The sequence below is a fragment of the Azospirillum sp. Sh1 genome, from assembly GCF_008365135.1.
Taxonomy (GTDB): Bacteria; Pseudomonadota; Alphaproteobacteria; order Azospirillales; family Azospirillaceae; genus Azospirillum; species Azospirillum oryzae.
Genome location: NZ_VTTK01000040.1, coordinates 23,677 through 47,338 on the forward strand (window position 1 = coordinate 23,677; position 23,662 = coordinate 47,338).

A 23,662-nucleotide genomic window follows, 5' to 3' on the forward strand; every position below is an offset into this window, starting at 1 on the left:
CATGCTATCCGCTCAAATCCTACCGCCCCCGCCGCTTCGGATCGTTTCTTGGGATCGACACCACCCCTGTTGCGGCCAACGATAACAATCCATGCCGAATTCCTTGCGGATTTGAATAAACCTGCCGATGCGCGGGAGTCAACATGCTCCAGGCCGCCCCGCCGCCGGACCCGATACGGCGGATCGGCGGGCGCCGGACAAACCGGGCGGCGCAGCAAAACCTTGCCTGCCGGTGATTGTTCAGGTCCTTATCCAGATGGGCGGATCGGGTATCGGCCGGACAGGAGCGGGCGCTGGTGCGCATTCACATCATCAATCCGGCGGCGGATTTTCCCGGCTACCACACGGCCGATTTCTTCGCAGCCTGGGGACTTGGCGGGCGCAGCTCGGTGGCCGACCTGTCGACCACCACCCTGGCCGCCTTCGTGCCGCCGGACTGGGACATCCGCCTGACCGACGAAGCGATCACGCCGCTGCCGGACCGCCCCACCGCCGAGGACGCCGACATCGTCGCGATCACCGGCAAGTCGTCCCAGCGCAACCGCATGCTGCAGTTGGCCGACCGCTACCGCGCGATGGGACGGCGGGTAGTGATCGGCGGCTCCTATGCCTCGCTCAGCCCGGAGGATGTGCGCCCCCACGCCGACGTGCTGGTCACCGGCGAGATCGAGGACATCGCGGCGGAGCTGTTCGCCGATCTGGCCGCCGGCCGGCCGCGCGACCGCTATGAGGGGACGCGTCCCGACCTTCGACACTCTCCCCTGCCGCGCTGGGACCTCTATCCCAACGAGAGCGCCAACATGGGGGCGATCCAGACCTCGCGCGGCTGTCCCTTCCAGTGCGATTTCTGCGACGTCATCCAGTATCTCGGCCGCAAGCAGCGCCACAAGGATCCGGATCAGGTGATCGCCGAACTGGATGTCCTGCACCGCCACGGCTACCGCAGCGTCTTCCTGGCCGACGACAACTTCACCGTCTACCGCAGCCGCGCGCACGACATGCTGACGGCCCTGCGGCGGTGGAATGAGGCGCATGCCGACGCGCCGATGCGCTTCATGACCCAGGTGTCGATCGACCTCGCCCGCGACGCCGATCTGATGGCGGCCTGCAAGGCGGCCGGGCTGGACAACGTCTTCATCGGTATCGAGACGATCAACGAGGACAGCCTGCGCCAGTCCGGCAAGCTGCAGAACCTGTACCAGTCGACCTCGGACGCGCTGGCCACCATCCTGTCGCACGGCATCGCGGTGTCCGGCGGCATCATCGTCGGTTTCGACGCCGACGGGCCCGACATCTTCGACCGGCTGGCCGGCTTCATCATGGATTGCCCGGTGCCGGTGCTGTCGGTGGGCGCGCTGGTGGCGCCGCCGGGCACCCCGCTCCACGACCGTCTCGCCGCCGAGGGGCGGCTGGCCGGCGACGCCGCGCAGAGTGCGGCCAACCCGTTCACCACCAACATCCACCCGGCGCGGATGAGCCGGCGGGACCTGCTCGACGGGCTGGCGCGGCTGTGCGCCGACATCTATAGCCCGGCCGCCTACGGCCGCCGGATCGCGAAGTTCCTGGAGGCGTACGGTGGAGCGAACCGTCCCGCGCAGGCACCGCAGCCGATCCCGCTGTCGCCGCTGCTGCGCAGCGTGCTGAAACGGTTGTCCGGCTTCGGCCCCGCCGAAAGGCAGATGATCCTCGACGCCATGACCGCCGCCCGCTTCAGACCCGACGCCCAGGCGGAGGTGTTGGGGGCGCTGGGCCGCTATGCCCAGATCCGGCACATGCTCGGCGCCACCGCCGGGAGTGCCGCCGGGTGAGCCGGACCGCCCGTTTGATCCGTCGGTGATCCTGCTCAACAATATCGTTCATGTACTTCATTTGGCGCAGCTTTGCGAAGCGCCACAGCTCGCCGTTCTTCTTCGTCGTCTTGGCCGCACTCGGGCAGGCGGCAATCTTATCCATCGTGAGGGTGCGCGGTTTCACCGTATGCGCCTGCTTCAGCGCCTTGCGGAAGAGTTGCCTCCCCGGCTGCTTCCTCAATGATCCAGTCGACGAAGGCGTGGACGTTCGCCCGCGACGCGACCTGGGGCGGATACACGAGGTAATAGCCGAACCCCGCCGGGCAGGACTCCGCAAAGGGGCGGACCAGCCGCCCGGCCGAGAGATCGTCGGCAACGATCAGGCTGCGCCCCAGCAGCACCCCATGCCCGCCGACGGCCGCCTGGGTCGCCGTCACCGAGGAATTGAAGCGCAGTCCCCGGTTGAGGTCGATGGCCTGCTCCAGCCCGACCGTTTGCAGCCAGACCCGCCATGACGGGATCGGCCCTGCGAGATTGATCGTCTCGTCGTGCAGCAGCGTATGGTGCCGCAAGTCGTCCATGCTCCGCAACGGAACGGCGCCGGACAGCAGCCGCGGGCTGCACACCGGAAACAGTTCCTCCTCGAACAACAGCACGCTTTTCAGGCCGGGGTAGGAGCCGGGACCATAGCGGATGACGATGTCCACCTCGTTGGCGGAAAAATCCACCAGCCGCACGTCCGCGTCGATGCGCAGGTCGATGTCGGGGTGGCGCGTCCGAAAATGCTCGATGCGCGGCATCAGCCATTTGGCCGCGAAGGACGGCGACATGCTGACCGTCAGGACGCCGCCCGCGGCCAGCCGCTTGACCTGCCCCATGGCGGCCTCCATCAGGTCGAAGCTGCGCCGCAGATCCGGCAGCAGGATCTGCCCCGCCTCCGTCAGCAGCACGCGTCGGCCGCTGCGTCGGAACAGCGGCACGCCGAGATAATCCTCCAGCGTCCGCACCTGATGGCTGATCGCCGCCGGGGTGACGCGCAATTCTTCCGCGGCCCGGGCGAAACTGAGGTGGCGGGCGGCGGCCTCGAAGGCGCGGAACCCACTGAGGGGCAGCAACGGTCGTGACATCGACAAACCCACCTTGTCGATTCGATGAGGAAAGCTCGTTTGCCGTTCTACGCGTCCTGCGGCATTTTTCAATGCGAAAGCGGGACGGCAAGACAACGCGGTCGCAAGTTTCGACGGTCCTCCGGTTCCCGCCTCACAACAGAATTTCTCATCGTTTCAATCCACGCCAAGGGGCGGAAAACGACCCGCGGGTGGCGGGTCATCCACACACGCCCCTTGTTCGAACCCAAAGGATCCATCATGAGCACGCAGAGGGTTGCGCTGATCACCGGCGCGTCGCAGGGCATCGGTGCGGGTCTGGTGGCGGGCTTCCGCGAGCGCGGTTTCGCCGTCGTCGCCAATTCCCGCTCCATCAAGGCCAGCGACGATCCGAACGTCGTGACCGTCGGCGGCGACGTCGCCGACCCGGACACCGCCAAGCGCCTGGTGGACACTGCCCGCGAACGCTTCGGGCGCATCGACACGTTGGTCAACAACGCCGGCATCTTCGTCGCCAAGCCCTTCACCGAATACACCGCAGCCGACTACGCGGGGGTCGTCGCCACCAACCTGACCGGCTTCTTCCATGTGTCCCAGTTGGCCGCGGCGCAGATGCTGAACCAGGGCGGCGGGCACATCGTCAACATCACCACCACGTTGGTGGAACAGCCGCTGGCCAGCGTGCCCGCGGCGCTGGCATCCCTGACCAAGGGCGGCTTGGACGCGGTTGTCCGCTCGCTCGCCATCGAATACGCCGGCAAGGGCATCCGCGTGAACGCGGTGTCGCCGGGCATCATCAAGACGCCGATGCACGCCCCGGAAACGCACGAATTCCTGGCCGCTCTGCACCCGGTGGGCCGCCTGGGCGACATTCAGGACATCGTGGACGCGGTGCTCTACCTCGACTCCGCCAACTTCGTCACCGGTGAAACGCTGCACGTCGACGGCGGGCAGCATGCCGGTCGCTGGTAAGGCCCTGGCGGTAACGCCATCAAACGGAAAGGACGCACCCGATGCCGTACGTGAACATCCAGATCACCCGCGAGGGCACGAGCCCCGGCGCAACCGGCGCGACGCCGGAGCAGAAGGCGACCCTGATCAAGGGTGTCAGCGACCTGTTGTTCGAGGTGCTGAACAAGCCGCACGCGGCGACCTTTGTCGTGATCGACGAAGTTCCCATGGAGAACTGGGGTGTGGGCGGGTTACCGGTTGAGGAATACCGGCGCCAAACGGCGGGCAAGACGTCTTGAACCGCCGCCCGGCGGTCAACCGCGAAGAAGCCCCCTCCCCTTTGGGGTGAACCGCGCCCGGTTTCCCTGCAACTGTATTCGGGCTAAGCGCTTCTTCCGCAAGCTGCCGAAAGCCTTGCGCTACACCCCGCGCGTCGTCGTGACGGACAAACTGAAATCCTATGCGGCGGCGAAGAAGGAGCTGAAGCTCGGGGGCGGGCACCGACAAAGTCGGTATCTGAACAACACCTGCGAAGTCTCCCACCAGCCGACCCGATGACGCGAGCGGCATATGAAGACGTTCAAATCAGCCCGGCTCGCCCTTGCCGCCGTTCCACCGCTGCGGGATGGCGGCGCGATGGCCCTGACCCGCCCGCGCGAGATCACGCTGGAGGTCGGCGGCGGCCAGCCGGTCAGCCTGCCGTCCCCGGCGTCCAGCGTCTTCACTTCGGCCCCCGAGATCGCCGACGTCCAGCCATCCGGGCCGCAAGCCTTCTTCATCATCGCCAAGGCGCCGGGCCGGGCCAGCGTCCATGCGCTGTCGATCGACAACAAGCAACTGCCGTCCTTCACCGTCGTCGTCACCCTGCCGATCACCGACCTGCGGGCGAAGCTGTCGGCCCAGCTTCCCGAGGCGGCCATCGACGTGCAGAGCACCAGCACCGGAATCGCGCTGACCGGCTCGGTCGCCTCGCCGGCAGCCGCGCGTCACATCGGCGAACTGGCGGAGCGCTACGTCGGGCAGGGCCAGACGGTGGTCAACCTGCGTGTCCGCGTCGCCGAGGTGTCGCGGCAGATCACCAAGGAATTGGGGTTCAACTTCAACGGCATGTTCAACCTCGGCTCCTTCGCCTTCGGCATCGCCAGCGGCCGCGGCATCCTGGACGCCGCCGGAAATCTCGTGCGGGCGACGCCGCCCACCAGTTCGCTCGGCGGTTCCTATCGCTCGAACGGCGGCAAGGTCGATGTGAACGCGGTGGTCGACGCGCTGGCCGAGGACGGGCTGATCACCGTTCTGGCCGAGCCGAACCTGACGGCCCTGTCGGGCGAAACGGCCAGCTTCCTGTCGGGCGGGGAGTTTCCCATCCCGGTTGCCCAGGCCGACCGCACCACCACCATATAGTTCAAAAAATACGGCGTCAGCCTGGATTTCGTGCCGACCGTGCTGGCCGGCGGCCAGATCAGCATGCGCGTCCGCCCGGAGGTCAGCGACGGCATCCGCATCCCCGGCCTGACCGTGCGCCGCGCCGAAACCACCATCGAACTGGCGAGCGGCCAGAGCTTCGCCATGGCCGGGCTGTTGCATGCGGAGGAGGCGGCGCGAACCGCCCATCTCGACCTCGACGACGCCGGGGTTCGCGCGAACCTCGCCTTTTACGACACGGTGCGCCCGATGGCGACGCGGTGAGGCGGGCATGATGGCGATGCGCAACACGGTGCCGTTGGCCGAACGCCGGGGAACCACCACGCTGGAGCTGGCGCTGATCGCGCCGGTGCTGATTGCGACGATGGTGGCGCTGGCCGAATGCAGTTACGCGATGACGGTGGACGGCCTGCTGAACCACGCCGCCGAGATCAACATCGGTCCCAGCCACACCGATTGGCTGGCATCCGGCAGCTACAAGGGTTCTGTCGGGTGTTGATGGGATGGACGCCCCCCGATCCTCGTGAGTGATCCCATTTGATGAGAGCGCGAGGCTTTGTCACGGCAACTGAGTCGGCAAGTAGGAATTGCGAAATTCGCAACTGGTTCGCGCCGCGGCGGTCGCGGCCTGCCAGTCGGCCACGGCCTGTGCCCGGAAGGTGTGCAGGGTGCGGCGGGAGACCAGATGGCGCTGGACGAGCACCTGCAACACCTCGCCTTCGTCATCACCTTCCCGCCATAAGTACATCAGCTTTCTGCTGCCCCTGATCACCATCTCGTCCGGATGCCAGCGCGGGCTGGGCTTGGGCCGGAGGCGCCACAGGTTGCCGGCGATGGCCGGCCCGAACTTCACCACCCAACGCCGGACCGTCTCGTAAGACACCTCGATCCCACATACCGCCAGCAGTTCCTCGACACCCCGGTAGCTCGGCGTGAACCGGAGATAGAGCCAGATTGCATGCTGGATGATCGCAGGCGGGAACTGCTGGCGGGCAAACGAGAGCGGCGACATTCGGTGAGATTACCGTCACAGCCGCCGGGCCACCGTCGTTGGTGTGACAATGCCCGAAAACCTATTTCAGATACCGGGGGTAGCGAACCATTTTATGGTTCCAGCGAGTGCGTTACATGGGTGCTCCCGTAAGATTTCATGGTTCCATCCAGACTTTGCGACGGAACCCGCCACGGTCCCCCAACGGCTTCCTTGACCATTGTAGCGTCTACCCCTACCCTCCCGCCCTGTTCATGCTGGGGAGGGGACGGTGAAGGGCGAGGAGTTGCGAACCCAACGGGAAGCGAAAGGACTGTCGCAGTCCGAATTCGCCGTCTGGCTGAACGGGCGGCTGCAGCGCCGCTATGACAAGCAGAAGATCAGCCGCTGGGAAAACGACGCCGAACGCATCCCGGCGGCCGTCGATGCGCTGATGACGCGCGAGATCGCCGGGCCGGAGCCGGAAAGGCTGGGCGGCCCTGCCCTGGTCGTCGTCGTGGCCAACCAGAAGGGCGGCTGCGCCAAGACGGTGTCGGCGGTGAACATCGCCTCGGCGCTGGCGCTCTCCGGCTATTCCACCATGCTGATCGACTGCGATCCGCAGGCCAATGCCACCCAGCATCTCGGCATCGATTCCTACACGATGGAGACGGAGGGCAAGACCCTCTACTACGTCATGCATGGCGACCTGGAACTGGACGACATCCTGGTCACCGTGCCGGAGAGCGGCCTGCGCGTCGCCCCCTCCTCCATCCGCCTTGCCGAGACGGAAGTGGAACTGGGCAAGGAAGCCGGCGGCGACTTCATCATGAAGGAGAAGATCGCCGCAGCGAAGCGCAGCTTCGACTTCATCGTCATCGACACGCCGCCCAACATCGGCGAGCTGACCAAGAACGCCATGGTCGCCGCCCACACCGCGATCATCCCCTGCCAGACCGAGAAGTTCAGCCTGCTCGGCATGGCCTTCCTGCTAGAGAACGTCGCGAAGATCCGGCGGCGGATGAACACCGCCCTTGGGGTGCTCGGCATCGTGCCAACCATCTTCAAGCAGCGGGAACGCAACGACCGCGAGGTTCTGGAGCAGATCCAGGAACAGTACGGCCCGCATCTGCGGGTGTTCGATCCGGTGCCGAAGGCGTCGGTCTATGCCCAGGCGACCTCGGTCGGCCGCGCGGCGGTGGAAGCGATGCCGGACGTGGCCGGCGCCGCCGTCTATCGCGACGTCGCCTCCGCCCTGGTCGAGGAACGCACCGCCCGCATCAAGGAGGTCGACCGTGTCGCGTAGTCTTCTCGGCAAGGCAACCAAGCCGGCGCAGAGCGCCACCGCAGCCGCAAGGATGAAGGACGCGCTGTTCGGCCTCAGCCGCCACGCGCCGCATCTGGTCGAGGTGCCGGTCGACCGCATCGCTCCCAACCCGAACCAGCCGCGCCGCGAGTTCGACGAGGAGGAACTGCGCGGGCTGGCCGCCTCCATCGAACGTCACGGGTTGCAGCAACCGATCGGCGTGCGCCAGACCGCCGACGACAGCTGGCAGCTGGTCTATGGCGAGCGGCGGCTGCGGGCGATGCGGCTCCTGGGACGGGAGACCATCTTCGGCATCCTGTTCACCGGCGACGACGACGAGGAGATCGCCATCGTCGAGAACCTCCAGCGCAGCGACCTGAACCCGCTGGAGGAATCCGACGCGCTGGCCCGGCTGGCCGAACGGCACGGCTACTCCCACCGCCAGCTTGCCGAGGCGCTGGGCCGCAAGAAGACCTACGTCACCATGATGCTGTCCTTCCAGCGTCTGGCCCCGGCGATCCGCGAGGACTATCCCCTGCTCCGCCCGACCAAGGCGAAGCTGGAGGCGCTGGCCGCCATTGACGGTCAGGACGAACAGGTCCGCGCCTGGGAAAAGCTGAAGCGCGCCGAGGCCGGCTCCCCGCCCTCCCCGGCCGCCGCCCAGCCCAGGCGCGAACCGGTCGGCACCCCCGCCGGCGTCGCCTCCAGCGCCCTGCCCCGGCGCGCCGCCAAGCCGGTCTTCCAGGCCCGCGACGTGCTGCAGGAGCTTCAGGCCAAGCCTCAGCCGCTGTCCGACACCGACCGTCAGGCGCTGGCCGACATGCGCACCGCCATCGACGCCATCCTGGCCGACGCCGGAAAGTAAGACTGGTCGGAATCCGACCACCGCAAGAAGGGTGGTCGGATTCCGACCAGTGATGTCCCAGCGGCGTCGGAAGCGGGAGAGAAAGCTATCTCCCCTCCCCGCCCGCATTCGCCAGCCGATGCCCGATCAGCTTCTGCGGGTTGTCGGGCACCTCGCTCCATCCCGGCGGCACCCCCTGCATGTCGGGCAGGCGGTGGGCGAAGGTCCCCACCTCGCGCGCGGTGCCGCAGGCCGATGGTTGGCCGAAGGGACCGTTCCCCGGCTGGGAGATTCTCCCGGTCAGTTCCGCCGTGCAATATTCGCATGTCGATGCGCCAGCCGGCGGTCGGTAATGCGCGTCCACAGGATGGGGTGCATCGCAGCCATGTTGGAGCCCCACAGCATGAAGGCGACGGCGGCCGACGCCATGCAATGGCTGGCACTGGGGTCCAGTTGTTGGTGCGGAAGCCGGCCCGCATCAGCTTCGTCGCGGCATAGGATAGCCGCCGTCGCCGGGGCGCAGGATCGCCTCCGGACAGGCCGCGGCACAGGCGCAGCAACGGGCGCAGTGCAAGATGAAATAATCGGGACGGGATCAGGGGGGATAGATGGGTGCCGGCTCCGCCGCCGGCCGCCCGCGCAGGGGGCCGCGTCTTCCCCGGTCGATCCTCCGCGGTCTATCGTTCCTCCGCCTAAGCCATTGTCGGCCATGGAACGGTTCCTCCGTCAGACCGGCGGCGGACCGGGCGGGCCCAGGATCATCTGCGACATCCAGACGATGAAGCCATAGCCGCCGACGACCGCGATCGACGGTGCGGCCTGGACTGGCCTGCCAGGCTGCACTCATGGGATGCGGCCTTCCGCTTTATCTCGGGCTGACCGTTCCAACCGCAAATTGCTGGAAACGTCTCGCCCGTGGATCCTGCCCCTAGGAGGTATTCCATCGGGGGAGAGGGCACATCACGCCCCGCCAACCACAACCTCCCCCAATAGTTGCTGATCTGGCGCAATTCGACCGCCGATCTGCCTAACTCTTGACCACGGTCAAGAACTCCCCCGCCGCCGCGCGCTTTCATGCCTCCGAAACACCAAGACTAAACACCGAAGCCGAAGGGCGAAAGCCGGAGGATGGCCGTCGTGAGGTTCACGCGCTTGCAACGTTGGGTGGGATCGGCCCTGGTCGCCGCCCTCATGCTGCTGACCGGCATCGCCGCGGCCCAGGCCGCCGACAGCGGCCGGCTGCTGCCCTATCTGGCGAAGCTGCAGCCGTCCGACCTCGTCCCCGGCGCCGACCGTTTCGGCCAGGCGACCCCCAACGTCCCCACCGTCCCGGTCTACAAGGGCGATGCGGTGGTCGGCCATGCCTATCTGACCTCCGACTTCGTCAACACCACCGGCTATTCCGGCCGGCCGATCGACGTGGTGGTCGGGCTGGCGGCGGACGGCACGGTGACCGGCGCCCGGCTGATGGATCATCACGAACCCATCGTGCTGATCGGCATCCCGCCGGCCCGCATCAACGGCTTCATCAACGGCTATGTCGGCAAGAACGTGCTGACGCTCGCCACCCAGAGCGCCGCCAGCCCGCCGGTGGACATCGTGTCGGGTGCGACGGTGACGGTGATGGTCATCGGCGATTCCATCATCCGCTCCGGCAAGAAGGTGATGCAGGCGCTGGGGCAGGGTGCGCCGGAGGCGGAACAGACGGTGACCCGGACCATCGACCTGTCGAAGACCGGGGTGGAGGACTGGGCGACCCTGATCGGCGACGGATCGGTGCGCCGCCTGACCCTGTCGGTGGGGGAGGTGAACGCCGCCTTCGAGAAGACCGGCAAGGCGGAGGCCATCGCCCGCGCCGAGGCCGGCAGCCCCGACGAGACCTTCATCGACCTCTACGCCGCCCTGGTCAGCATCCCCACCATCGGCCGCTCGCTGCTGGGCGATGCGGAATACGAAACCCTGACCAGGCAGCTGAAGCCCGGCCAGCAGGCGATCCTGGTGGCGGGGCAGGGGCGCTATTCCTTCAAGGGGTCGGGCTATGTCCGCGGCGGCATCTTCGACCGCATCGAGCTGGTGCAGCACGAGGGCTCCGTCCGCTTCCGCGACAAGATGCACAAGCGCCTGGGCGCCATCGCCGCCGCCGGCGCCCCCGATTTCCCGGAGATCGGCCTGTTCGTCCTGCCGGAGAAGGCGGAGTTCAACCCGGCCGACCCCTGGCGCCTCCAGCTGCTGGTCCAGCGCGCCATCGCCGCGCTCGACAAGGTGTTCGTCACCTTCGACCTCGGCTATCAGCCGCCCGACAAATTCCTGAAGGCCGAAAAGCCCGCCGCCCCCCTGGCCCCAACATCGGCCGCACCGGCGTCCGCCCAATCCGCCAGCCACAGCGCCGCTATCCAGGCCGCCGGCGCGGCGGAGGCGGAGGAAGCCGCCGAAACGCCGCTGTGGCAGCGCATCTGGCAGAACCGCAAGGTCGATGTCGCCATCCTGTCCGCCGCCATCCTGCTGCTGACCGGCATCTTCTTCTTCCAGGACCAGCTGACCAGGCGCCCGAAGCTGTATGAGCGGGTGCGGATGGCCTATCTGGTCTTCACCCTGGTCTGGCTCGGCTGGTACGCCACGGCTCAGCTGTCGGTCGTCAATGTCCTGACCTTCGCCAACGCGCTGCGCACCGACTTCCGCTGGGACTATTTCATGATGGACCCGCTGGTGTTCATCCTGTGGTTCTCGGTGGCGGCATCGCTGCTGTTCTGGGGCCGGGGCGCCTTCTGCGGCTGGCTCTGCCCGTTCGGCTCGCTGCAGGAACTGCTGTCGAAGGCGGCGAAGAAGATCGGCATCCGCCAGATCACCGTGCCCTTCGGCCTGCACCAGCGTCTGTGGCCGATCAAATACATCATCTTCCTGATGCTGTTCGCCCTGTCGCTGCAATCCTTGGGCACGGCGGAAAAGGCGGCGGAGATCGAGCCGTTCAAGACCGCCATCATCCTGCATTTCGTCCGCGACTGGTGGTTCGTCGCCTTCGCCGTGGCGCTGCTGGCGGCCGGCCTGTTCATCGAACGCTTCTTCTGCCGCTATCTCTGCCCGCTGGGTGCGGCGCTGGCGATCCCCGGCCGGCTGCGGATGTTCGACTGGCTGCGCCGCTACAAGGAATGCGGCAGCCCCTGCCAGCGTTGCGGCAACGAATGCCCGGTCCAGGCCATCCACCCCGACGGCTCGATCAACCCCAACGAATGCATCCAATGCCTGCACTGCCAGATGCTCTACCACCACGACCACAAATGCCCGGTCATGATCCAGAAGCGGCAGAAGCGCGAGAAGTGGCAGGCCGCCGAGGCCCGTCTGGCGGCGGAAAAGGAAGCCGCGGCCGCGGCCCAACCGGCCCCCGCCGGCGCCCCCACGACCGTCAGCGCCCGCAGCACGGTGCCCACCGCCGACCCGGCCACCGGCCGGCTGACGCTCCGGCCGCACCAGTCCTGACCACCATCCCCTCATCCCCATAACCGGGCCCGGCCACAACGGGTCCTTGAAAGCCCCAAAGCGGGGTCAGCGAAGGAGTAGACCATGTCGAACGAGACGAACAATACGGCAGGCGTCAACCGCCGTGCGCTTCTGGGCGGAACGGCGAAGGCGGCAGCGCTCGCCGGCCTGACCGGTGCCGTCGGCGGCGCCTCCGCCAGCGGCATCGCGGGCAGCGCGCTCTTCGGCGCCTCCTCGGCGCTGGCGGCAACCCCGCAGGCGGGCCACCTCAACGCCGAGGTGAAGCCGGGCGATCTCGACGAATACTACGCCTTCCATTCCGGCGGGCATTCCGGCGAAGTCCGCATCCTCGGCCTTCCGTCGATGCGCGAGCTGATGCGCATTCCGGTCTTCAACCGCTGCTCCGCCACCGGCTGGGGCATGACCAACGAGAGCCGGAAGATCCTGACCGAGCACATGCTGCCGGAAACCAAGAAGTTCCTGGCATCGCGCGGCGGCATCTATCTGAACGGCGACGCCCACCACCCGCATATGTCCTTCACCGACGGCACCTATGACGGCCGTTACATCTTCATCAACGACAAGGCCAACACCCGTGTCGCGCGCATCCGCTGCGACATCATGAAGACCGACACCATCATCGAGATCCCCAACGCCGCCGCCATCCACGGTCTGCGCCCGCAGCGCTACCCGCGCACCGGCTATGTCTTCGCCAACGGCGAACAGCGCGTGCCGACCCCGAACGACGGCCGTAACCTGACCGACCCGAAGGCCTACAAGTCGCACTTCACCGCCATCGACGGCGACACGATGAAGATCGCGTGGCAGGTCTGGGTCGACGGCAACCTCGACAACACCGACGCCGACTATCAGGGCAAATACGCCTTCTCCACCTGCTACGACTCCGAAGAGGGCGTCACCGCGGCGGAGATGACCAGCGCCGAGCAGGATTGGGTCGTCGTCTTCAACCTGAAGCGCATCGACGAGGCGGTGAAGTCCGGCAAGATCCCGCTGGTCAACGGCGTGCCGGTGGTCGACGGCCGCCACGGCAGCGCCTTCACCCGCTATATCCCGGTGCCCGCCAACCCGCACGGCATCAACGCCGCTCCGGACGGCATCCACGTCACCGTGAACGGCAAGCTGTCGCCGACCGTCACCGTGTTCGACGTGCGTCTGCTGGACGACCTGTTCGACGACAAGATCAAGCCGCGCGACGTCGTCGTCGCCGAGCCGCAGCTGGGCCTCGGGCCGCTCCACACCGCCTATGACGGCCGCGGCAACGCCTACACCACCCTGTTCCTCGACAGCCAGCTGGTGAAGTGGAACATCGACAAGGCGCGGCGTGCCTTCAAGGGCGAGAAGATCGACCCGATCGTCCAGAAGCTGGACGTCCAGTATCAGCCCGGCCACAACCACAGCTCGATGGGCGAGACCAAGGAGGCCGACGGCAAGTGGCTGGTGTCGCTGAACAAGTTCTCCAAGGACCGCTTCCTCAACGTCGGCCCGCTGAAGCCGGAGAACGACCAGCTGATCGACATCTCCGGCGACGAGATGCGGGTGGTGCATGACGGCCCCACCTTCGCCGAGCCGCACGACACGCTGATCGTCCACCGTTCCAAGGTGAACCCGCGCTCGGTCTACGACCGCAACGACCCGCTGTGGGAAGAGGCGCGCCAGCAGGCCAAGAAGGACGGCGTGGTGCTGGAGGACGACGCCAAGGTCATCCGCGACGGCAACAAGGTCCGCGTCTACATGTGGCAGCGTGCCCCGGCCTTCGGGCTGGAGGAGTTCACGGTCAAGCAGGGTGACGAGGTGACCGTCTATGTGACCAACATGGACGACATCGACGACCTGACCCATGGCTTCAGCATCACGAACCACGGCGTCTGCATGGAGGTCGGCCCGCAGGCGACCGCTTCGGTCACCTTCACGGCCGACCGTCCGGGCGTGCACTGGTACTACTGCCAGTGGTTCTGCCACGCCCTCCACATGGAAATGGCCGGCCGCATGATCGTAGAGCCGACCGCCACCTGATCCCTCTGGATCTCCCTCTCCCGCCCCGGGAGAGGGAAGGGGCCCAAGCGGAGCTTGGGAAGGGTGAGGGGGAATGCAAGGAACCATGCACCCCCGGTTTCTTGAACTCCCCCTCACCCTCCCGCCTTCGGCGGGCCCCTCCCTCTCCCGGGACGGGAGAGGGGATCTCCCCCACTAGGACACCCTCATGCTCCTCCGCACCGCGACAGTCCTCGCCGCCACCCTCGTCCTGGCAACCGCCCCGGCATTCGCCGCCACGGCGACGGTCGCCCCCGGCGAACTGGCGGCGGCGCTGGCCTCGGCGGCGCCGGGGGACACGCTGGTGCTGGCCGCCGGCGTGCATCCCGGCCCGCTGACCGTCCGCACCCCGGTCACCCTGACCGGCGAACCGGGGGCGGTCATCGATGGCAACGGCAAGGACAGCACGCTCACCGTGCTCGCCCCCAACGTCACCGTGCGGAACCTGGAGATCCGCAATTCCGGCCTCAGCCTGATCGACCAGAATTCCGGCATCTTCCTGGGCAAGGAGGCGCGCGGCGCCGTGGTCGAACACAACCGGCTGCGCGACAACCTGATCGGCGTCTACATCTGGGGCGCCGCCGACAGCCTGATCCGCCGCAACGACATCGTCGGCCGCACCGACCTGCGCGTGTCGGAACGCGGCAACGGCATCCAGCTGTGGAACGCGCCGGGCACCCGCGTGCTCGACAACAGCGTGCGCGAGGGGCGCGACGGGCTGTTCACCACCTCGTCCCGCAAGAACGTCTTCTCCGGCAACCGGTTCGAACATGTCCGGTTCGCCGTCCACTACATGTACACCAACGATTCCGAGCTGACCGACAACGTCTCCATCGCGAACAATGTCGGCTATGCGGTGATGTTCTCCAACAACCTGCTGATCCGCAACAACCGCTCCAAGGCCGATCGCGAACATGGGCTGATGCTGAACAGCGCCAACGGCTCGCGCATCGAAGGCAATCTGATCGAGGGCAGCTTCGCCGGTGCCGTGTCCGACAGCGGCGAGGCGCTGCCCGACACCGACATCCCCCGCGACAGCGAGGCGATGAGCGACCGTCTGCGCAGCGGCACCTGGAAATGCGTCTTCATCTACAACGCCAACAAGAACCGCTTCACCGGCAACCGGTTCGAGGGCTGCGAGATCGGCGTCCATTTCACCGCCGGGTCGGAGCGCAACAGCCTGACCGGCAACGCCTTCATCGGCAACCGCACCCAGGTCAAGTATGTCGGCACCCGCTATCTCGACTGGTCGGAGGATGGGCGCGGCAACTTCTGGTCCGACAATGCCGCCTTCGACCTGAACGGCGACGGCATCTCCGACGAGCCCTATCGCCCCAACGACGTGGTCGACCGGGTGATGTGGGAATATCCGGCGGCCAAGCTGCTGATGAACAGCCCCGGCGTCCAGGTGATCCGCTGGGCGCAGAAGCAGTTCCCGGCCCTGCACCCCGGCGGCGTGATCGACAGCGCCCCGCTGATGGCGCCGCCCCCCATGCCCGCTCCCGTACAAACCGCCGAAAGGAAACAGCCATGACCGACTTCACCGCAGAGGTGCAGAGCGTCACCAAGCGCTATGGCGAGACCGAGGCGGTGCGCGGCGTGGACCTGACGCTGGCGCCCGGCGAATGCGTGGCCATGGTCGGCCACAACGGCGCCGGCAAAAGCTCCCTCATCAAGCTGATGCTCGGCCTGACCACCCCGACGGCCGGCCGCATCCGCGTGCTGGGCGGCGACCCGGCCAGCGCCGCCTGCTCCCACATCCGCCGCCAGATCGGCTTCCTGCCGGAAAACGTCGCCTTCCACCCCAACATGACCGGACGGGAGACGCTGGACTTCTACGCCCGGCTGAAGGGCGCATCGCGCCGCGACAACGACGCGCTGTTCGAAAAGGTCGGGCTGGAAGCCGCCGCGATCAAGCGCCGCGTCTCGACCTACTCCAAGGGCATGCGCCAGCGTCTGGCCTTGGCCCAGTCCCTGCTCGGCGGCCCGAAGCTGCTGTTCCTCGACGAGCCGACCACCGGCCTCGACCCCGCCCTGCGCCAGAGCTTCTACGCCATCGTCGCCGAGCTGCGCGACCGCGGAACCACCATCCTGCTGTGCAGCCACGCCCTGACCGAGCTGGAAGGGCAGGCCGACCGCGTCGTGGTGATGAACCGCGGCCGCAAGGTGGCCGACGGCTCGCTCGCCACCCTGCGCAGCCTCGCCCAATTGCCGGTGCGCATCCGCCTGACCCTGCCGACCGGCGAGATCGACACGCTGGCGAGCAGGGTAGGGCAGGACGCCGCCCTGACCCGTCTGGCCGGCGGGGTGGTGGAACTGGCCTGCGCCAACGACGACAAGATCGCCCTGGTGCGCCGCATCTCCTGCAACGGCCTCGCCGTCGATGACATCGAGATCGTCCAGCCCAGCCTGGACGAGATGTACGCCCATTTCCTGCGCCGGGAGGCCGCCGAATGAACACGCTTCTGATCGTCGCCGGCAAGGAACTGCGCGAGGCGACGCGCAACCGCTGGGTCGTCGCCACCACCCTGCTGATGGCCGCGCTGGCGCTGACGCTGAGCTTCCTCGGATCCGTCCCCACCGGCACGGTCGGTGTCGGCCCGGTGGAGGTCACCATCGTCAGCCTGTCGAGCCTGACCATCTTCCTCCTGCCGCTGATCGCCCTGCTGCTGTCCTTCGACGCCGTGGTGGGGGAGATCGACCGCGGCACCATGACCCTGCTGCTGTCCTACCCGGTGGCGCGCTGGCAGCTGCTGCTCGGCAAGTTCCTCGGCCATGCCGCGGTGATCGCGCTGGCGACCGTGGTCGGCTATGGCGCGGCCGGCGTCGCGCTCGCCATGGGCAACACCGCCATCGGGCATGACAGCTGGCGCGCCTTCGCCGCGATGATCGGGTCCAGCGTCATGCTGGGCGCCGCCTTCACCGCACTCGGCTATCTCGCCTCCACCATCGTGCGCGACCGCGGCACCGCGGCCGGCATCGCCGTGGCGGTGTGGCTGGGCTTCGTCCTGCTCTACGACATGGCCCTGCTGGGCATCCTCGCCAGCGGCAGCGGCCTGGGGGTGGAGACGCTGAACTGGCTGCTGCTCGCCAACCCGGCCGACGCCTACCGCCTGTTCAACCTGACCGGCTTCAAGGGCGTCAGCGCCTTCGCCGGCACCGCCGGCCTCGCCGCCCATGTCCAGCTGTCGGTCCCGCTTCTGCTGGCGGTGATGGCCGGCTGGATCGCCGCCCCGCTGGCGCTGGCCGCCGCCCTCTTTTCGAGGAAGCAGATCTGATGCGCACCACCTCCCCCCTGCGGACCGTCCTTCTCGCCGCCGTCCTGCTGCTGCCGCTCGCCGCCTGCAAGCAGGAGAAGGCGGAGATCGCTCCGCCGCCGCCTGTCACCCTGACCGCCGACGCCGTCGGCCATTACTGCGGCATGAACCTCGCCGACCATCCCGGTCCCAAGGGCCAGATCCTGGTGAAGGGGGAAGCGCGGCCGATCTGGCTGTCCTCCGTCCGCGACACCTTCGCCTTCACCATGCTGCCGGAGGAGCCGAAGGAGATCAGCGCGATCTACGTCACCGACGTGGCCAAGGCGACCGATCCCGCCGCCCCCGACATGACCGCCTGGGTCGAAGCGCGCCAGGCCTGGTACGTCCTCGGCAGCAAGCTCCGCGGCGGCATGGGCGACGCCGAACCTTATCCCTTCTCCGACAAATCGGCGGCCGAGCGCTTCGCCCAGGCCAACGGCGGCAAGGTCCTGCGCTTCGCCGACGTGCCGGAGGACCAGATCCTTGCCCCGCCCGCCGCCACCATGGCCGAGGGAGAGCATTGATGCAGACCGCCGTCACCCGCCCTCTCACCCGCCGCCGCTTCCTCGCCATCGGCGCCGTCGCCGCCGGCCTGTCGCTGCTGCCGCACCGCCTGCTGCGCGCCGAAACCATTCCCGGCAATGTTCCCGGCGGCGTTCCCGTCCGCGTCTGGCGCGGCGTGGCGCTGGGTGCCGACGCCAGCCTGAGCATCGCCCACCCCGACCCGGCCGAAGCCGACCGCCTGATCGCGCTGAGCCTGGAGGAAGTCGCCCGTCTGGAGCGTGTCTTCAGCCTCTACCGCGCCGACTCCGCGCTCCGCCGCCTCAACCGCGACGGCGTGCTGGACTCGCCCCCCGCCGACCTCGTGCGACTGCTGTCGGAGGCTGCCGCCGCCGCGCACCACACCGGCGGCGCCTTCGACCCCACGGTGCAGCCGCTGTGGCAACTTTATGCCGGCCATTTCGCCCGCCCCGACGCCGACCCCGCCGGCCCGCCGGCGGGTGCCGTCCGCGCCGCCCGCGCTCTGGTCGATGTCCATGCCCTGCGGGTGGAGCCCGACCGCATCGCCTTCGCCGCCGCCGGCATGGCGGTGACGCTGAACGGCATCGCCCAGGGCTACATCACCGACCGCGTCACCGAACGGCTGAAGGCGGAGGGCATGGAGCATGTGCTGGTCGACATGGGCGAGTTGCGCGCTCTCGGCCACCACCCCTCCGGCCGTCCCTGGACCGTCGGTCTGGCCGATCCCGGCAACCCGGACCGCACCACCGCCACGGTCGAGCTGACCGACGGCGCGATGGCGACCTCTGGCGGCTACGGCACCCGTTTCGACGCGGCGGGGCGTTTCACCCACCTGTTCGACCCCGCGAGCGGCACTTGCGCCGCCCATTGGCTGGCGGTTACCGTGCAGGCACCGGACGCCACCACGGCCGACGCCCTGTCGACCGCGCTGTCGGTGGTGCCGGCGGATCGGGTTCCGGCCATCCTGGCCGCCTATCCCGGCGTCACCGCCCGCTTCACCCATCCCGACGGCCGCATTCTGCGGCTGCCGGCTTAAAGAGATCGGATCATCGTCATGGGAAGCTTCAGCCTGTTCCACTGGGCCATCGTGCTGCTGGTCGTCCTCCTGCTGTTCGGCGCCGGCAAACTGCCGTCCGTGATGGGCGACTTCGCCAAGGGCATCAAGAGCTTCAAGGCCGGCCTGAAGGACGAGGACGAGGATCGCAAGCCGATCGCGTGATGGCTTGAGCGTATGCGACGGGTGCCCCCTCCCTAACCCTCCCCCACCTTCGGTGGGAGAGGGGACGGCCGTCGCTTTGGCAGATAAGTCACGCCGACAAACATCCTACCCCCTCCACCGCCGAAGGCGGGGGAGGGATGGGGAGGGGGCACCCGCCTAAGCACCCCCGCTCATCCCCCTCACGCCACCCGCAGCGCCCCCGCGGTATCGTGGTAGAACCCGTTCACCAGCGGCGCGTCGATCAGCCCGCCCAGCTCGGCGGCGACCTCCGCCCCGTCGCGCCGGCCGTCCAGCACCGCGCGGAACGCCTCGGCGACGCGCACCATGTCCATCGCATGCGGCGACAGGCGGAAGCGGTCCACCCCCATCGCCACAAGCTCATTCATCTCCGCCGCCAGGCACAGGCAGCCGTGCGACATCGTCTGCGTCCCGTTGACGGTCAGGAAGGGTTGCCCGTCCATCGTCGTCACCGGCATGCCGTCCGGGTCGTTGCCGCAGACGAACTGGCAGCCGTCCTTGTGCAGCCCGTGGGCGCGCGCGTGATAGCAGCGGGCCGAAATGGCGAGCGGCGCCCGCCCCCAGACCTGCACCTCGGTCTCCACCCCCAGTTCCCGCCCGGCCTTGGCCAGCACTGCGACGGTGGCCGCCGGCAGTTCCGCCGGCAGCGACACCGCCACCGCGCCGCGCCCGGCCATCCAGCCCAGTGTCGCCTCGTTGTAGACGTTGATCGTCGGCCCGACCGCATGGGGCCGCCCGGCCAGCAGCGCCAGCGCCCCCATGTCGTTCGCCTCGATAAGCGCGGCATCGGACTCCACCAGATCGCGCATCGCCGCCCGTTCGCGCTCGCTGCCGACCAGGATCGGGCTGGCGAGCCACACCGTCTTGCCGGCGGCGCTCAGCCGCTCGATCACATCCCCCATCGCTTCGGCGAAGAAGGGCGCCCGCTTGAAGCAGACGATCTCGCCGACGATCACCGTGTCCACCGGCGCCTCGTCGGCGATGCGGGCGTAGAAGTCGCGCCAGCGGTCGACCGGCCAGTTGAACAGCACCGGCCCCAAAGTGAGTGACGCAGTCATTCCCTGAAACTCCTTACCGCCAGCGGCTCAACGCCAGGCGCGGGTATAGGCGCCGGTGGTCTGGGTCCCGCCCTCGACCATCGCCTGCAGATCGATGTGCGACACCGGCCGCCCGGCGGCGAAACTCTCCAGCGCCTCGCGATAGGCACGCACGACCGCGGCGATATAGGCCTTGCCGCGCTGCCGCCCCTCGATCTTCAGCGCCCGCACGCCGGCCGCCTTCAGCTCCGGCAGCAGGTCCATCGCGTTCAGGCTGGTCGGCTCCTCGAAGAGATAGGCCGGCCCCTCCCCGGCGCTGGTACCGGCGACGAAGCGGCCCTTGCACAGCGTCGGATAGCCGGCCTGCTCGCCCTCGCCGAACACGTTGATGGTGAAGCCGCCCAGCGTGGAGGCCAGCGCGCCGCCCCGCTGTTCATAGCGGACATGGTTGGCCGGCGAACAGACGCCCTGCTTGTTGGGCGACAGGCCGGTGGCGTAGGAGGAGAGCGAACAGCGCCCCTCCGCCATCGGGCAGAGTCCGCCGAAGACGAACACCTCGGTCTCGATGTCGATCTCGGCGTTCAGCTTGGCGATTTCCGGCACCGTCAGCACGCGCGGCAGCACGACGCGCCGCACGCCGAAGGCATCGCGGTACAGCCGGATCGCCTCGACATTGGCGGCGGAGGCCTGGACCGACAGGTGCAGCCGCAGGTCGGGATGCCGCTTGGCGGCATAGGCCAGCAACCCCGGATCGGCCAGGATCACCGCATCCACCTTCAGCCGCGCCGCATCGTCCACCGCCTTTTGCCAGGGGCCGAGATTGCCGGCCTGCGGGTAGGTGTTGATGGCGACATAGACCTCGACGCGGCGCGCATGGGCGTAATCAACCGCGTCGGCGACATCCTGCCGGGTGAAGTTCAGCCCCGGAAAATTGCGGGCGTTGGTTTCGTCGCGGAAGCCGAGATAGACGGCATCGGCCCCGGCATCGACGGCGGCGCGCAAGGCGGCCGGCGTCCCCGCCGGGCAGATCAGCTCGAAATTGTCCATGATTCCCTAAGCCCCCGTGCCGGGCAGCACCCCGGTCAGTCGCGCCTCCACCCGCTCGATCCCCCGCCGCAGCGGCGGCGGCAGCAGCCGGCGCGCCGCCTCGATCCGGTCCAGCACCGGCCCGGCATTGCGCCGCAGCACCGGCAGGGCGCGGGCCAGCGGCCCGGCGATGGAGGCGGCATCGGCCACCAAATCCATCTCCTCCTCGCCATCCAGCGTGTTGCGCAATGCCAGGATCAGCGCGGTGTCGCCGGAAATGCTCAGCTCGCGCCGGAAGAACAGCGCATCGCCGTCGATCCGCCCCTCCAGCAGGTCGAGCAGCCGGGCGTAAGGCCCCCGGATTACCGCATCGGCCATCGCGTCGGCAGCCTCACCCGCACCGTCCGCCCCACGCGCCAGGGCATGCAGCGACAGCTCCGGTCCGACGCGCATCAGCAGGGCGACCGGCGCATCCACCGGCTCGATCAGCACGCGGGCATCGGCCATCTCGCGCAGCGCATCGAAGGCGCGCGGATGCCGCTCGGCCAGCAGCCGCAGCAGCCGGGCGAGCAGCGCGTCGCTGGCCCGCCGCCCGAGCTTGGGCACCAGCCCCAGCCCGGCCCTGCTCAACCCGGTCTCGAACCGGCGGGCGCGTTCGTCGGAAACATTCGGGGCGACATCGGGATCGCGCATGGGCGGCTTCCCTCCTCATCGGTCATTCCGCCGCCCATGAAAGCCGGTAACCGCCTGACGTCATTGACCTCGGTCAAGTTCAAGCTTGAAAGATCCGCCGTCAGGCCGCACTGGCCAGCCCGGCACGGTCGATCAGGTCGTACAGCTCGCGGTCCTCGCGGCCGATACGGTGTTTCAGCGCGGCGACCACCTCGCGCGTCTCGCGGATGAAGGCGGCGGGGTCCTTGGCGACGGCGACCGGGCCGGGCCAGCGCGTGCGGTATTGGTCGAACCGCCCCCGCAGATTGCCCATTTCCGCCTGGAACCGCGCCGCCGTGCTGCGCAGCGTTGCGTCCGGATGGGCCAGCAGCCGGGGATAGAGCGCGCTGTCCTCCAGCGACAGATGGACGGCGAAGGTGCCGAACAGCTCCCGAACCGTGGCGATCAGCGCCGCCGGGTCCGCCTCCACGGTGCGCGAGGCGAGCAGCGCCTCGATGCGCCCGACCAGCTGGCCGACGCCGGCATGGTGGTCGCGGTAGAGCGCGGTGCTGACGGTGACTTTGGACATGATGCTGTCTCCAACCTGTGCCGCCCTTGATTGGGCGGTGTTGAAGCCAGCATGCCGGCCGGCGGCTGCGGGATCGTTGCGCCACCGCAAACAACTCCTATTCGCGCTTCCGTCAGTAATTGGCCCACAACGCCGGCGTCACGAGGTGCCGACTGTGGGCCCACTCACAGCGCCGGACTCCGGATACCCCCAGGATCGCTCCAACGCCGCGAACCACCCCCGGTCGGATGGACGGCGCAGACCCTCGCCGGACGGAGCGATCCCATGACCATCCTCTGCATCACCGCCGCCACGTCGATCTTCAGCCTGGGCCTGCTGGTCGGGTGCGATCTCTGTTTCAACCTGACGCCGGACATCGCCGGAGCAATGACCGTCCCGTCCAACCGCAGGCGGTCCGCCGAGGACATCATGGGGTGAGTCCCGCTTTCGCGAATTGGCCCCGCCGCCCGCAGCCCGATCCCCTTACGGCTGGCCGCTGCCGCCCGCCGCGCCATAGACATGGCCGGTGGTGAAGCTGGCATCCTCCGCGGCAAGCTGGACATAGATGCCGGCAAGCTCCGCCGGCTGCCCCGGACGGCCGAACGGCGTCTGGCCACCGAACTGCTTCAGCTTCTCCTGGCTGGCGCCGCCGCTGACCTGCAGGGGGGTCCAGATCGGGCCGGGCGCCACGCCGTTGACGCGGATGCCCTTTTCGGCCAGCTGCTTGGCCAGCGACTTGACGTAGTTCATCGTCGCCGCCTTGGTCTGGGCATAGGCGTACAAATCCGGCGTCGGGTCGTAGGCCTGTTCCGACGTGGTGCCGATGATGACCGACCCCGGCTTCAGGTGGGGCAGGGCGGCCTTGATGATCCAGAAGGGGGCGTAGATGTTGGTCTTCATCGTCGCGTCGAATTCCTCGCTGCTGATGTCGAGGATCGATGGGAACGCCTGCTGCCGCGCCGCGTTGCAGACGACGATGTCCAGCCCGCCCAGGCCCGCGACCGCATCGGCCACCAGCTTTCGGCAGAAGCCCTCGTCGCGCAGGTCGCCGGGGATCGCCACCGCCTTGCGGCCGGCCTTCTCGATCAGCGCGACGACCTCACGGGCGTCCGGCTCCTCGGTCGGGAAATAGTTGATGGCGACGTCGGCGCCCTCGCGGGCATAGGCGATGGCGGCGGCCCGGCCCATGCCGGAATCGCCGCCGGTGATCAGCGCCTTGCGCCCGGCCAGCCGGCCGGAGCCCTTGTAGCTGGTCTCGCCATGGTCGGGCGGCGGGTCCATGTCGCGGGCCAGTCCCGGCCAGGGCTGCGACTGGCCCTTGAAGGGCGGGCGCGGGTATTTGTTGCGGGGGTCCTGCGGCGTGACGGTGTCGTCCTTGCGGTCCATACCTGTCTCCTGAGTCGGCACTCT

24 protein-coding genes and 3 pseudogenes are annotated in these 23,662 nt (G+C 68.2%); 18 read left to right on the forward strand and 9 right to left on the reverse strand.

Features of this window, described 5'->3' with window-relative positions; all coding sequences use genetic code 11:
- Positions 1-296: 296 nt before the first annotated feature.
- Positions 297-1,808, forward strand: a complete 1,512-nt coding sequence (locus FZ029_RS27585; RefSeq protein ID WP_188052077.1) for a radical SAM protein — start codon at positions 297-299, stop codon at positions 1,806-1,808.
- 137 nt (positions 1,809-1,945) lie between these two features.
- On the opposite strand, the gene FZ029_RS27595 is transcribed toward FZ029_RS27585, so the two are convergent.
- The gene (locus tag FZ029_RS27595) at positions 1,946-2,917 is read right to left on the reverse strand and encodes a transcriptional regulator GcvA (protein WP_149272861.1); all 972 of its coding nucleotides are present in this window, start codon (positions 2,915-2,917) and stop codon (positions 1,946-1,948) included.
- A gap of 240 nt (positions 2,918-3,157) precedes the next feature.
- Between FZ029_RS27595 and FZ029_RS27600 the strand changes: the two genes are divergently transcribed.
- The 6 genes and pseudogenes from FZ029_RS27600 to FZ029_RS27625 all read left to right on the forward strand — a co-directional run bounded on the left by FZ029_RS27600 (position 3,158) and on the right by FZ029_RS27625 (position 5,768).
- Positions 3,158-3,868: an SDR family oxidoreductase gene (locus FZ029_RS27600; protein ID WP_149272862.1), complete on the forward strand. Its 711-nt coding sequence runs from the start codon at positions 3,158-3,160 to the stop codon at positions 3,866-3,868.
- A gap of 41 nt (positions 3,869-3,909) precedes the next feature.
- On the forward strand, positions 3,910-4,146 hold the full coding sequence (locus FZ029_RS27605; protein WP_149272863.1) for a 4-oxalocrotonate tautomerase family protein: 237 nt from the start codon (positions 3,910-3,912) through the stop codon (positions 4,144-4,146).
- 46 nt (positions 4,147-4,192) lie between these two features.
- The gene (locus FZ029_RS33995; protein ID WP_282184184.1) at positions 4,193-4,405 is read left to right on the forward strand and encodes a DDE-type integrase/transposase/recombinase; all 213 of its coding nucleotides are present in this window, start codon (positions 4,193-4,195) and stop codon (positions 4,403-4,405) included.
- 12 nt (positions 4,406-4,417) lie between these two features.
- Positions 4,418-5,248: a pilus assembly protein N-terminal domain-containing protein gene (locus FZ029_RS27615; protein WP_149272864.1), complete on the forward strand. Its 831-nt coding sequence runs from the start codon at positions 4,418-4,420 to the stop codon at positions 5,246-5,248.
- Between the two features lie 12 nt (positions 5,249-5,260).
- Positions 5,261-5,533, forward strand: a pseudogene (locus FZ029_RS27620) (hypothetical protein); the annotation flags it as partial.
- A gap of 7 nt (positions 5,534-5,540) precedes the next feature.
- Positions 5,541-5,768: a TadE family protein gene (locus FZ029_RS27625; RefSeq protein WP_149272866.1), complete on the forward strand. Its 228-nt coding sequence runs from the start codon at positions 5,541-5,543 to the stop codon at positions 5,766-5,768.
- 60 nt (positions 5,769-5,828) lie between these two features.
- Here FZ029_RS27625 and FZ029_RS27630 read toward each other — a convergent pair whose 3' ends face one another.
- A complete protein-coding gene (locus FZ029_RS27630) occupies positions 5,829-6,281 on the reverse strand; it encodes an IS6 family transposase (protein ID WP_149272867.1) in 453 nt (150 codons plus the stop codon).
- A 265-nt stretch (positions 6,282-6,546) separates the two neighbouring features.
- Here FZ029_RS27630 and FZ029_RS27635 point away from each other — a divergent pair, with 265 nt between their 5' ends.
- Positions 6,547-7,545: an AAA family ATPase gene (locus FZ029_RS27635; protein ID WP_247892533.1), complete on the forward strand. Its 999-nt coding sequence runs from the start codon at positions 6,547-6,549 to the stop codon at positions 7,543-7,545.
- Positions 7,535-8,410 carry a ParB/RepB/Spo0J family partition protein gene (locus FZ029_RS27640; protein ID WP_247892534.1) on the forward strand — a complete coding sequence of 292 codons (876 nt, stop codon included), beginning with the start codon at positions 7,535-7,537 and terminating at the stop codon, positions 8,408-8,410. Before FZ029_RS27635 ends, FZ029_RS27640 begins: the two co-directional genes overlap by 11 nt.
- Positions 8,411-8,588: 178 nt before the next feature.
- On the opposite strand, the pseudogene FZ029_RS33730 reads toward FZ029_RS27640, so the two are convergent.
- A pseudogene (locus FZ029_RS33730) lies at positions 8,589-8,886 on the reverse strand (hypothetical protein); the annotation flags it as partial.
- Positions 8,887-9,115: 229 nt separating this feature from the next.
- The gene (locus tag FZ029_RS27655) at positions 9,116-9,232 is read right to left on the reverse strand and encodes a hypothetical protein (protein WP_149272870.1); all 117 of its coding nucleotides are present in this window, start codon (positions 9,230-9,232) and stop codon (positions 9,116-9,118) included.
- Positions 9,233-9,517: 285 nt separating this feature from the next.
- On the opposite strand from FZ029_RS27655, the gene FZ029_RS27660 reads away from it, so the two are divergent.
- The 8 genes and pseudogenes from FZ029_RS27660 to FZ029_RS27700 all read left to right on the forward strand — a co-directional run.
- A complete protein-coding gene (locus FZ029_RS27660) occupies positions 9,518-11,863 on the forward strand; it encodes a NosR/NirI family protein (protein ID WP_149272871.1) in 2,346 nt (781 codons plus the stop codon).
- Between the two features lie 84 nt (positions 11,864-11,947).
- Entirely contained in the window at positions 11,948-13,897 is a 1,950-nt protein-coding gene (gene nosZ / locus FZ029_RS27665) for a TAT-dependent nitrous-oxide reductase (protein ID WP_149272872.1), read from the forward strand.
- A 187-nt stretch (positions 13,898-14,084) separates the two neighbouring features.
- Positions 14,085-15,449, forward strand: a complete 1,365-nt coding sequence (locus FZ029_RS27675) for a nitrous oxide reductase family maturation protein NosD (RefSeq protein ID WP_149272873.1) — start codon at positions 14,085-14,087, stop codon at positions 15,447-15,449.
- Positions 15,446-16,372, forward strand: coding sequence for an ABC transporter ATP-binding protein (locus tag FZ029_RS27680; protein ID WP_149272874.1), 927 nt, complete (start codon positions 15,446-15,448; stop codon positions 16,370-16,372). The genes FZ029_RS27675 and FZ029_RS27680 overlap by 4 nt, the downstream gene beginning before the upstream one ends.
- Positions 16,369-17,193 carry an ABC transporter permease gene (locus FZ029_RS27685; protein WP_149272875.1) on the forward strand — a complete coding sequence of 275 codons (825 nt, stop codon included), beginning with the start codon at positions 16,369-16,371 and terminating at the stop codon, positions 17,191-17,193. Before FZ029_RS27680 ends, FZ029_RS27685 begins: the two co-directional genes overlap by 4 nt.
- Positions 17,193-17,735, forward strand: a complete 543-nt coding sequence (locus FZ029_RS27690; RefSeq protein WP_188052079.1) for a nitrous oxide reductase accessory protein NosL — start codon at positions 17,193-17,195, stop codon at positions 17,733-17,735. Before FZ029_RS27685 ends, FZ029_RS27690 begins: the two co-directional genes overlap by 1 nt.
- Complete coding sequence (locus FZ029_RS27695; protein ID WP_149272876.1) at positions 17,735-18,769, forward strand: FAD:protein FMN transferase; 1,035 nt, start codon at positions 17,735-17,737, stop codon at positions 18,767-18,769. Before FZ029_RS27690 ends, FZ029_RS27695 begins: the two co-directional genes overlap by 1 nt.
- A gap of 18 nt (positions 18,770-18,787) precedes the next feature.
- Positions 18,788-18,931, forward strand: a pseudogene (locus FZ029_RS27700) (twin-arginine translocase TatA/TatE family subunit); the annotation flags it as partial.
- A 200-nt stretch (positions 18,932-19,131) separates the two neighbouring features.
- Here the strand turns inward: FZ029_RS27700 and FZ029_RS27705 are convergent.
- The 4 genes from FZ029_RS27705 to FZ029_RS27720 form a co-directional block, all read right to left on the reverse strand.
- Positions 19,132-20,028, reverse strand: a complete 897-nt coding sequence (locus tag FZ029_RS27705) for a U32 family peptidase (protein ID WP_149272877.1) — start codon at positions 20,026-20,028, stop codon at positions 19,132-19,134.
- Positions 20,029-20,055: 27 nt separating this feature from the next.
- Positions 20,056-21,054 (reverse strand): peptidase U32 family protein, encoded by a 999-nt coding sequence (locus FZ029_RS27710; protein WP_149272878.1) that lies wholly within the window; start codon positions 21,052-21,054, stop codon positions 20,056-20,058.
- 6 nt (positions 21,055-21,060) lie between these two features.
- Positions 21,061-21,726 carry an SCP2 sterol-binding domain-containing protein gene (locus FZ029_RS27715; protein WP_149272879.1) on the reverse strand — a complete coding sequence of 222 codons (666 nt, stop codon included), beginning with the start codon at positions 21,724-21,726 and terminating at the stop codon, positions 21,061-21,063.
- Between the two features lie 100 nt (positions 21,727-21,826).
- Positions 21,827-22,273 carry a hemerythrin domain-containing protein gene (locus tag FZ029_RS27720; protein ID WP_149272880.1) on the reverse strand — a complete coding sequence of 149 codons (447 nt, stop codon included), beginning with the start codon at positions 22,271-22,273 and terminating at the stop codon, positions 21,827-21,829.
- A gap of 264 nt (positions 22,274-22,537) precedes the next feature.
- Between FZ029_RS27720 and FZ029_RS33190 the strand changes: the two genes are divergently transcribed.
- Positions 22,538-22,690: a hypothetical protein gene (locus tag FZ029_RS33190; protein ID WP_188052080.1), complete on the forward strand. Its 153-nt coding sequence runs from the start codon at positions 22,538-22,540 to the stop codon at positions 22,688-22,690.
- A gap of 45 nt (positions 22,691-22,735) precedes the next feature.
- On the opposite strand, the gene FZ029_RS27725 is transcribed toward FZ029_RS33190, so the two are convergent.
- Entirely contained in the window at positions 22,736-23,638 is a 903-nt protein-coding gene (locus FZ029_RS27725; RefSeq protein ID WP_149272881.1) for an SDR family oxidoreductase, read from the reverse strand.
- Positions 23,639-23,662: the final 24 nt, after the last annotated feature.

What these genes read in the sequence shown, in the direction of transcription:
- FZ029_RS27595 (WP_149272861.1), bottom strand. Translation starts at nt 2,917, where the DNA reads ATGTCACGACCGTTGCTGCCCCTCAGTGGGTTCCGCGCCTTCGAGGCC.
- FZ029_RS27600 (WP_149272862.1), top strand. Translation starts at nt 3,158, where the DNA reads ATGAGCACGCAGAGGGTTGCGCTGATCACCGGCGCGTCGCAGGGCATC.
- FZ029_RS27605 (WP_149272863.1), top strand. Translation starts at nt 3,910, where the DNA reads ATGCCGTACGTGAACATCCAGATCACCCGCGAGGGCACGAGCCCCGGC.
- FZ029_RS27615 (WP_149272864.1), top strand. Translation starts at nt 4,418, where the DNA reads ATGAAGACGTTCAAATCAGCCCGGCTCGCCCTTGCCGCCGTTCCACCG.
- FZ029_RS27625 (WP_149272866.1), top strand. Translation starts at nt 5,541, where the DNA reads ATGATGGCGATGCGCAACACGGTGCCGTTGGCCGAACGCCGGGGAACC.
- FZ029_RS27630 (WP_149272867.1), bottom strand. Translation starts at nt 6,281, where the DNA reads ATGTCGCCGCTCTCGTTTGCCCGCCAGCAGTTCCCGCCTGCGATCATC.
- FZ029_RS27660 (WP_149272871.1), top strand. Translation starts at nt 9,518, where the DNA reads ATGGCCGTCGTGAGGTTCACGCGCTTGCAACGTTGGGTGGGATCGGCC.
- nosZ (WP_149272872.1), top strand. Translation starts at nt 11,948, where the DNA reads ATGTCGAACGAGACGAACAATACGGCAGGCGTCAACCGCCGTGCGCTT.
- FZ029_RS27675 (WP_149272873.1), top strand. Translation starts at nt 14,085, where the DNA reads ATGCTCCTCCGCACCGCGACAGTCCTCGCCGCCACCCTCGTCCTGGCA.
- FZ029_RS27680 (WP_149272874.1), top strand. Translation starts at nt 15,446, where the DNA reads ATGACCGACTTCACCGCAGAGGTGCAGAGCGTCACCAAGCGCTATGGC.
- FZ029_RS27685 (WP_149272875.1), top strand. Translation starts at nt 16,369, where the DNA reads ATGAACACGCTTCTGATCGTCGCCGGCAAGGAACTGCGCGAGGCGACG.
- FZ029_RS27690 (WP_188052079.1), top strand. Translation starts at nt 17,193, where the DNA reads ATGCGCACCACCTCCCCCCTGCGGACCGTCCTTCTCGCCGCCGTCCTG.
- FZ029_RS27695 (WP_149272876.1), top strand. Translation starts at nt 17,735, where the DNA reads ATGCAGACCGCCGTCACCCGCCCTCTCACCCGCCGCCGCTTCCTCGCC.
- FZ029_RS27705 (WP_149272877.1), bottom strand. Translation starts at nt 20,028, where the DNA reads ATGACTGCGTCACTCACTTTGGGGCCGGTGCTGTTCAACTGGCCGGTC.
- FZ029_RS27710 (WP_149272878.1), bottom strand. Translation starts at nt 21,054, where the DNA reads ATGGACAATTTCGAGCTGATCTGCCCGGCGGGGACGCCGGCCGCCTTG.
- FZ029_RS27715 (WP_149272879.1), bottom strand. Translation starts at nt 21,726, where the DNA reads ATGCGCGATCCCGATGTCGCCCCGAATGTTTCCGACGAACGCGCCCGC.
- FZ029_RS27720 (WP_149272880.1), bottom strand. Translation starts at nt 22,273, where the DNA reads ATGTCCAAAGTCACCGTCAGCACCGCGCTCTACCGCGACCACCATGCC.
- FZ029_RS33190 (WP_188052080.1), top strand. Translation starts at nt 22,538, where the DNA reads ATGACCATCCTCTGCATCACCGCCGCCACGTCGATCTTCAGCCTGGGC.
- FZ029_RS27725 (WP_149272881.1), bottom strand. Translation starts at nt 23,638, where the DNA reads ATGGACCGCAAGGACGACACCGTCACGCCGCAGGACCCCCGCAACAAA.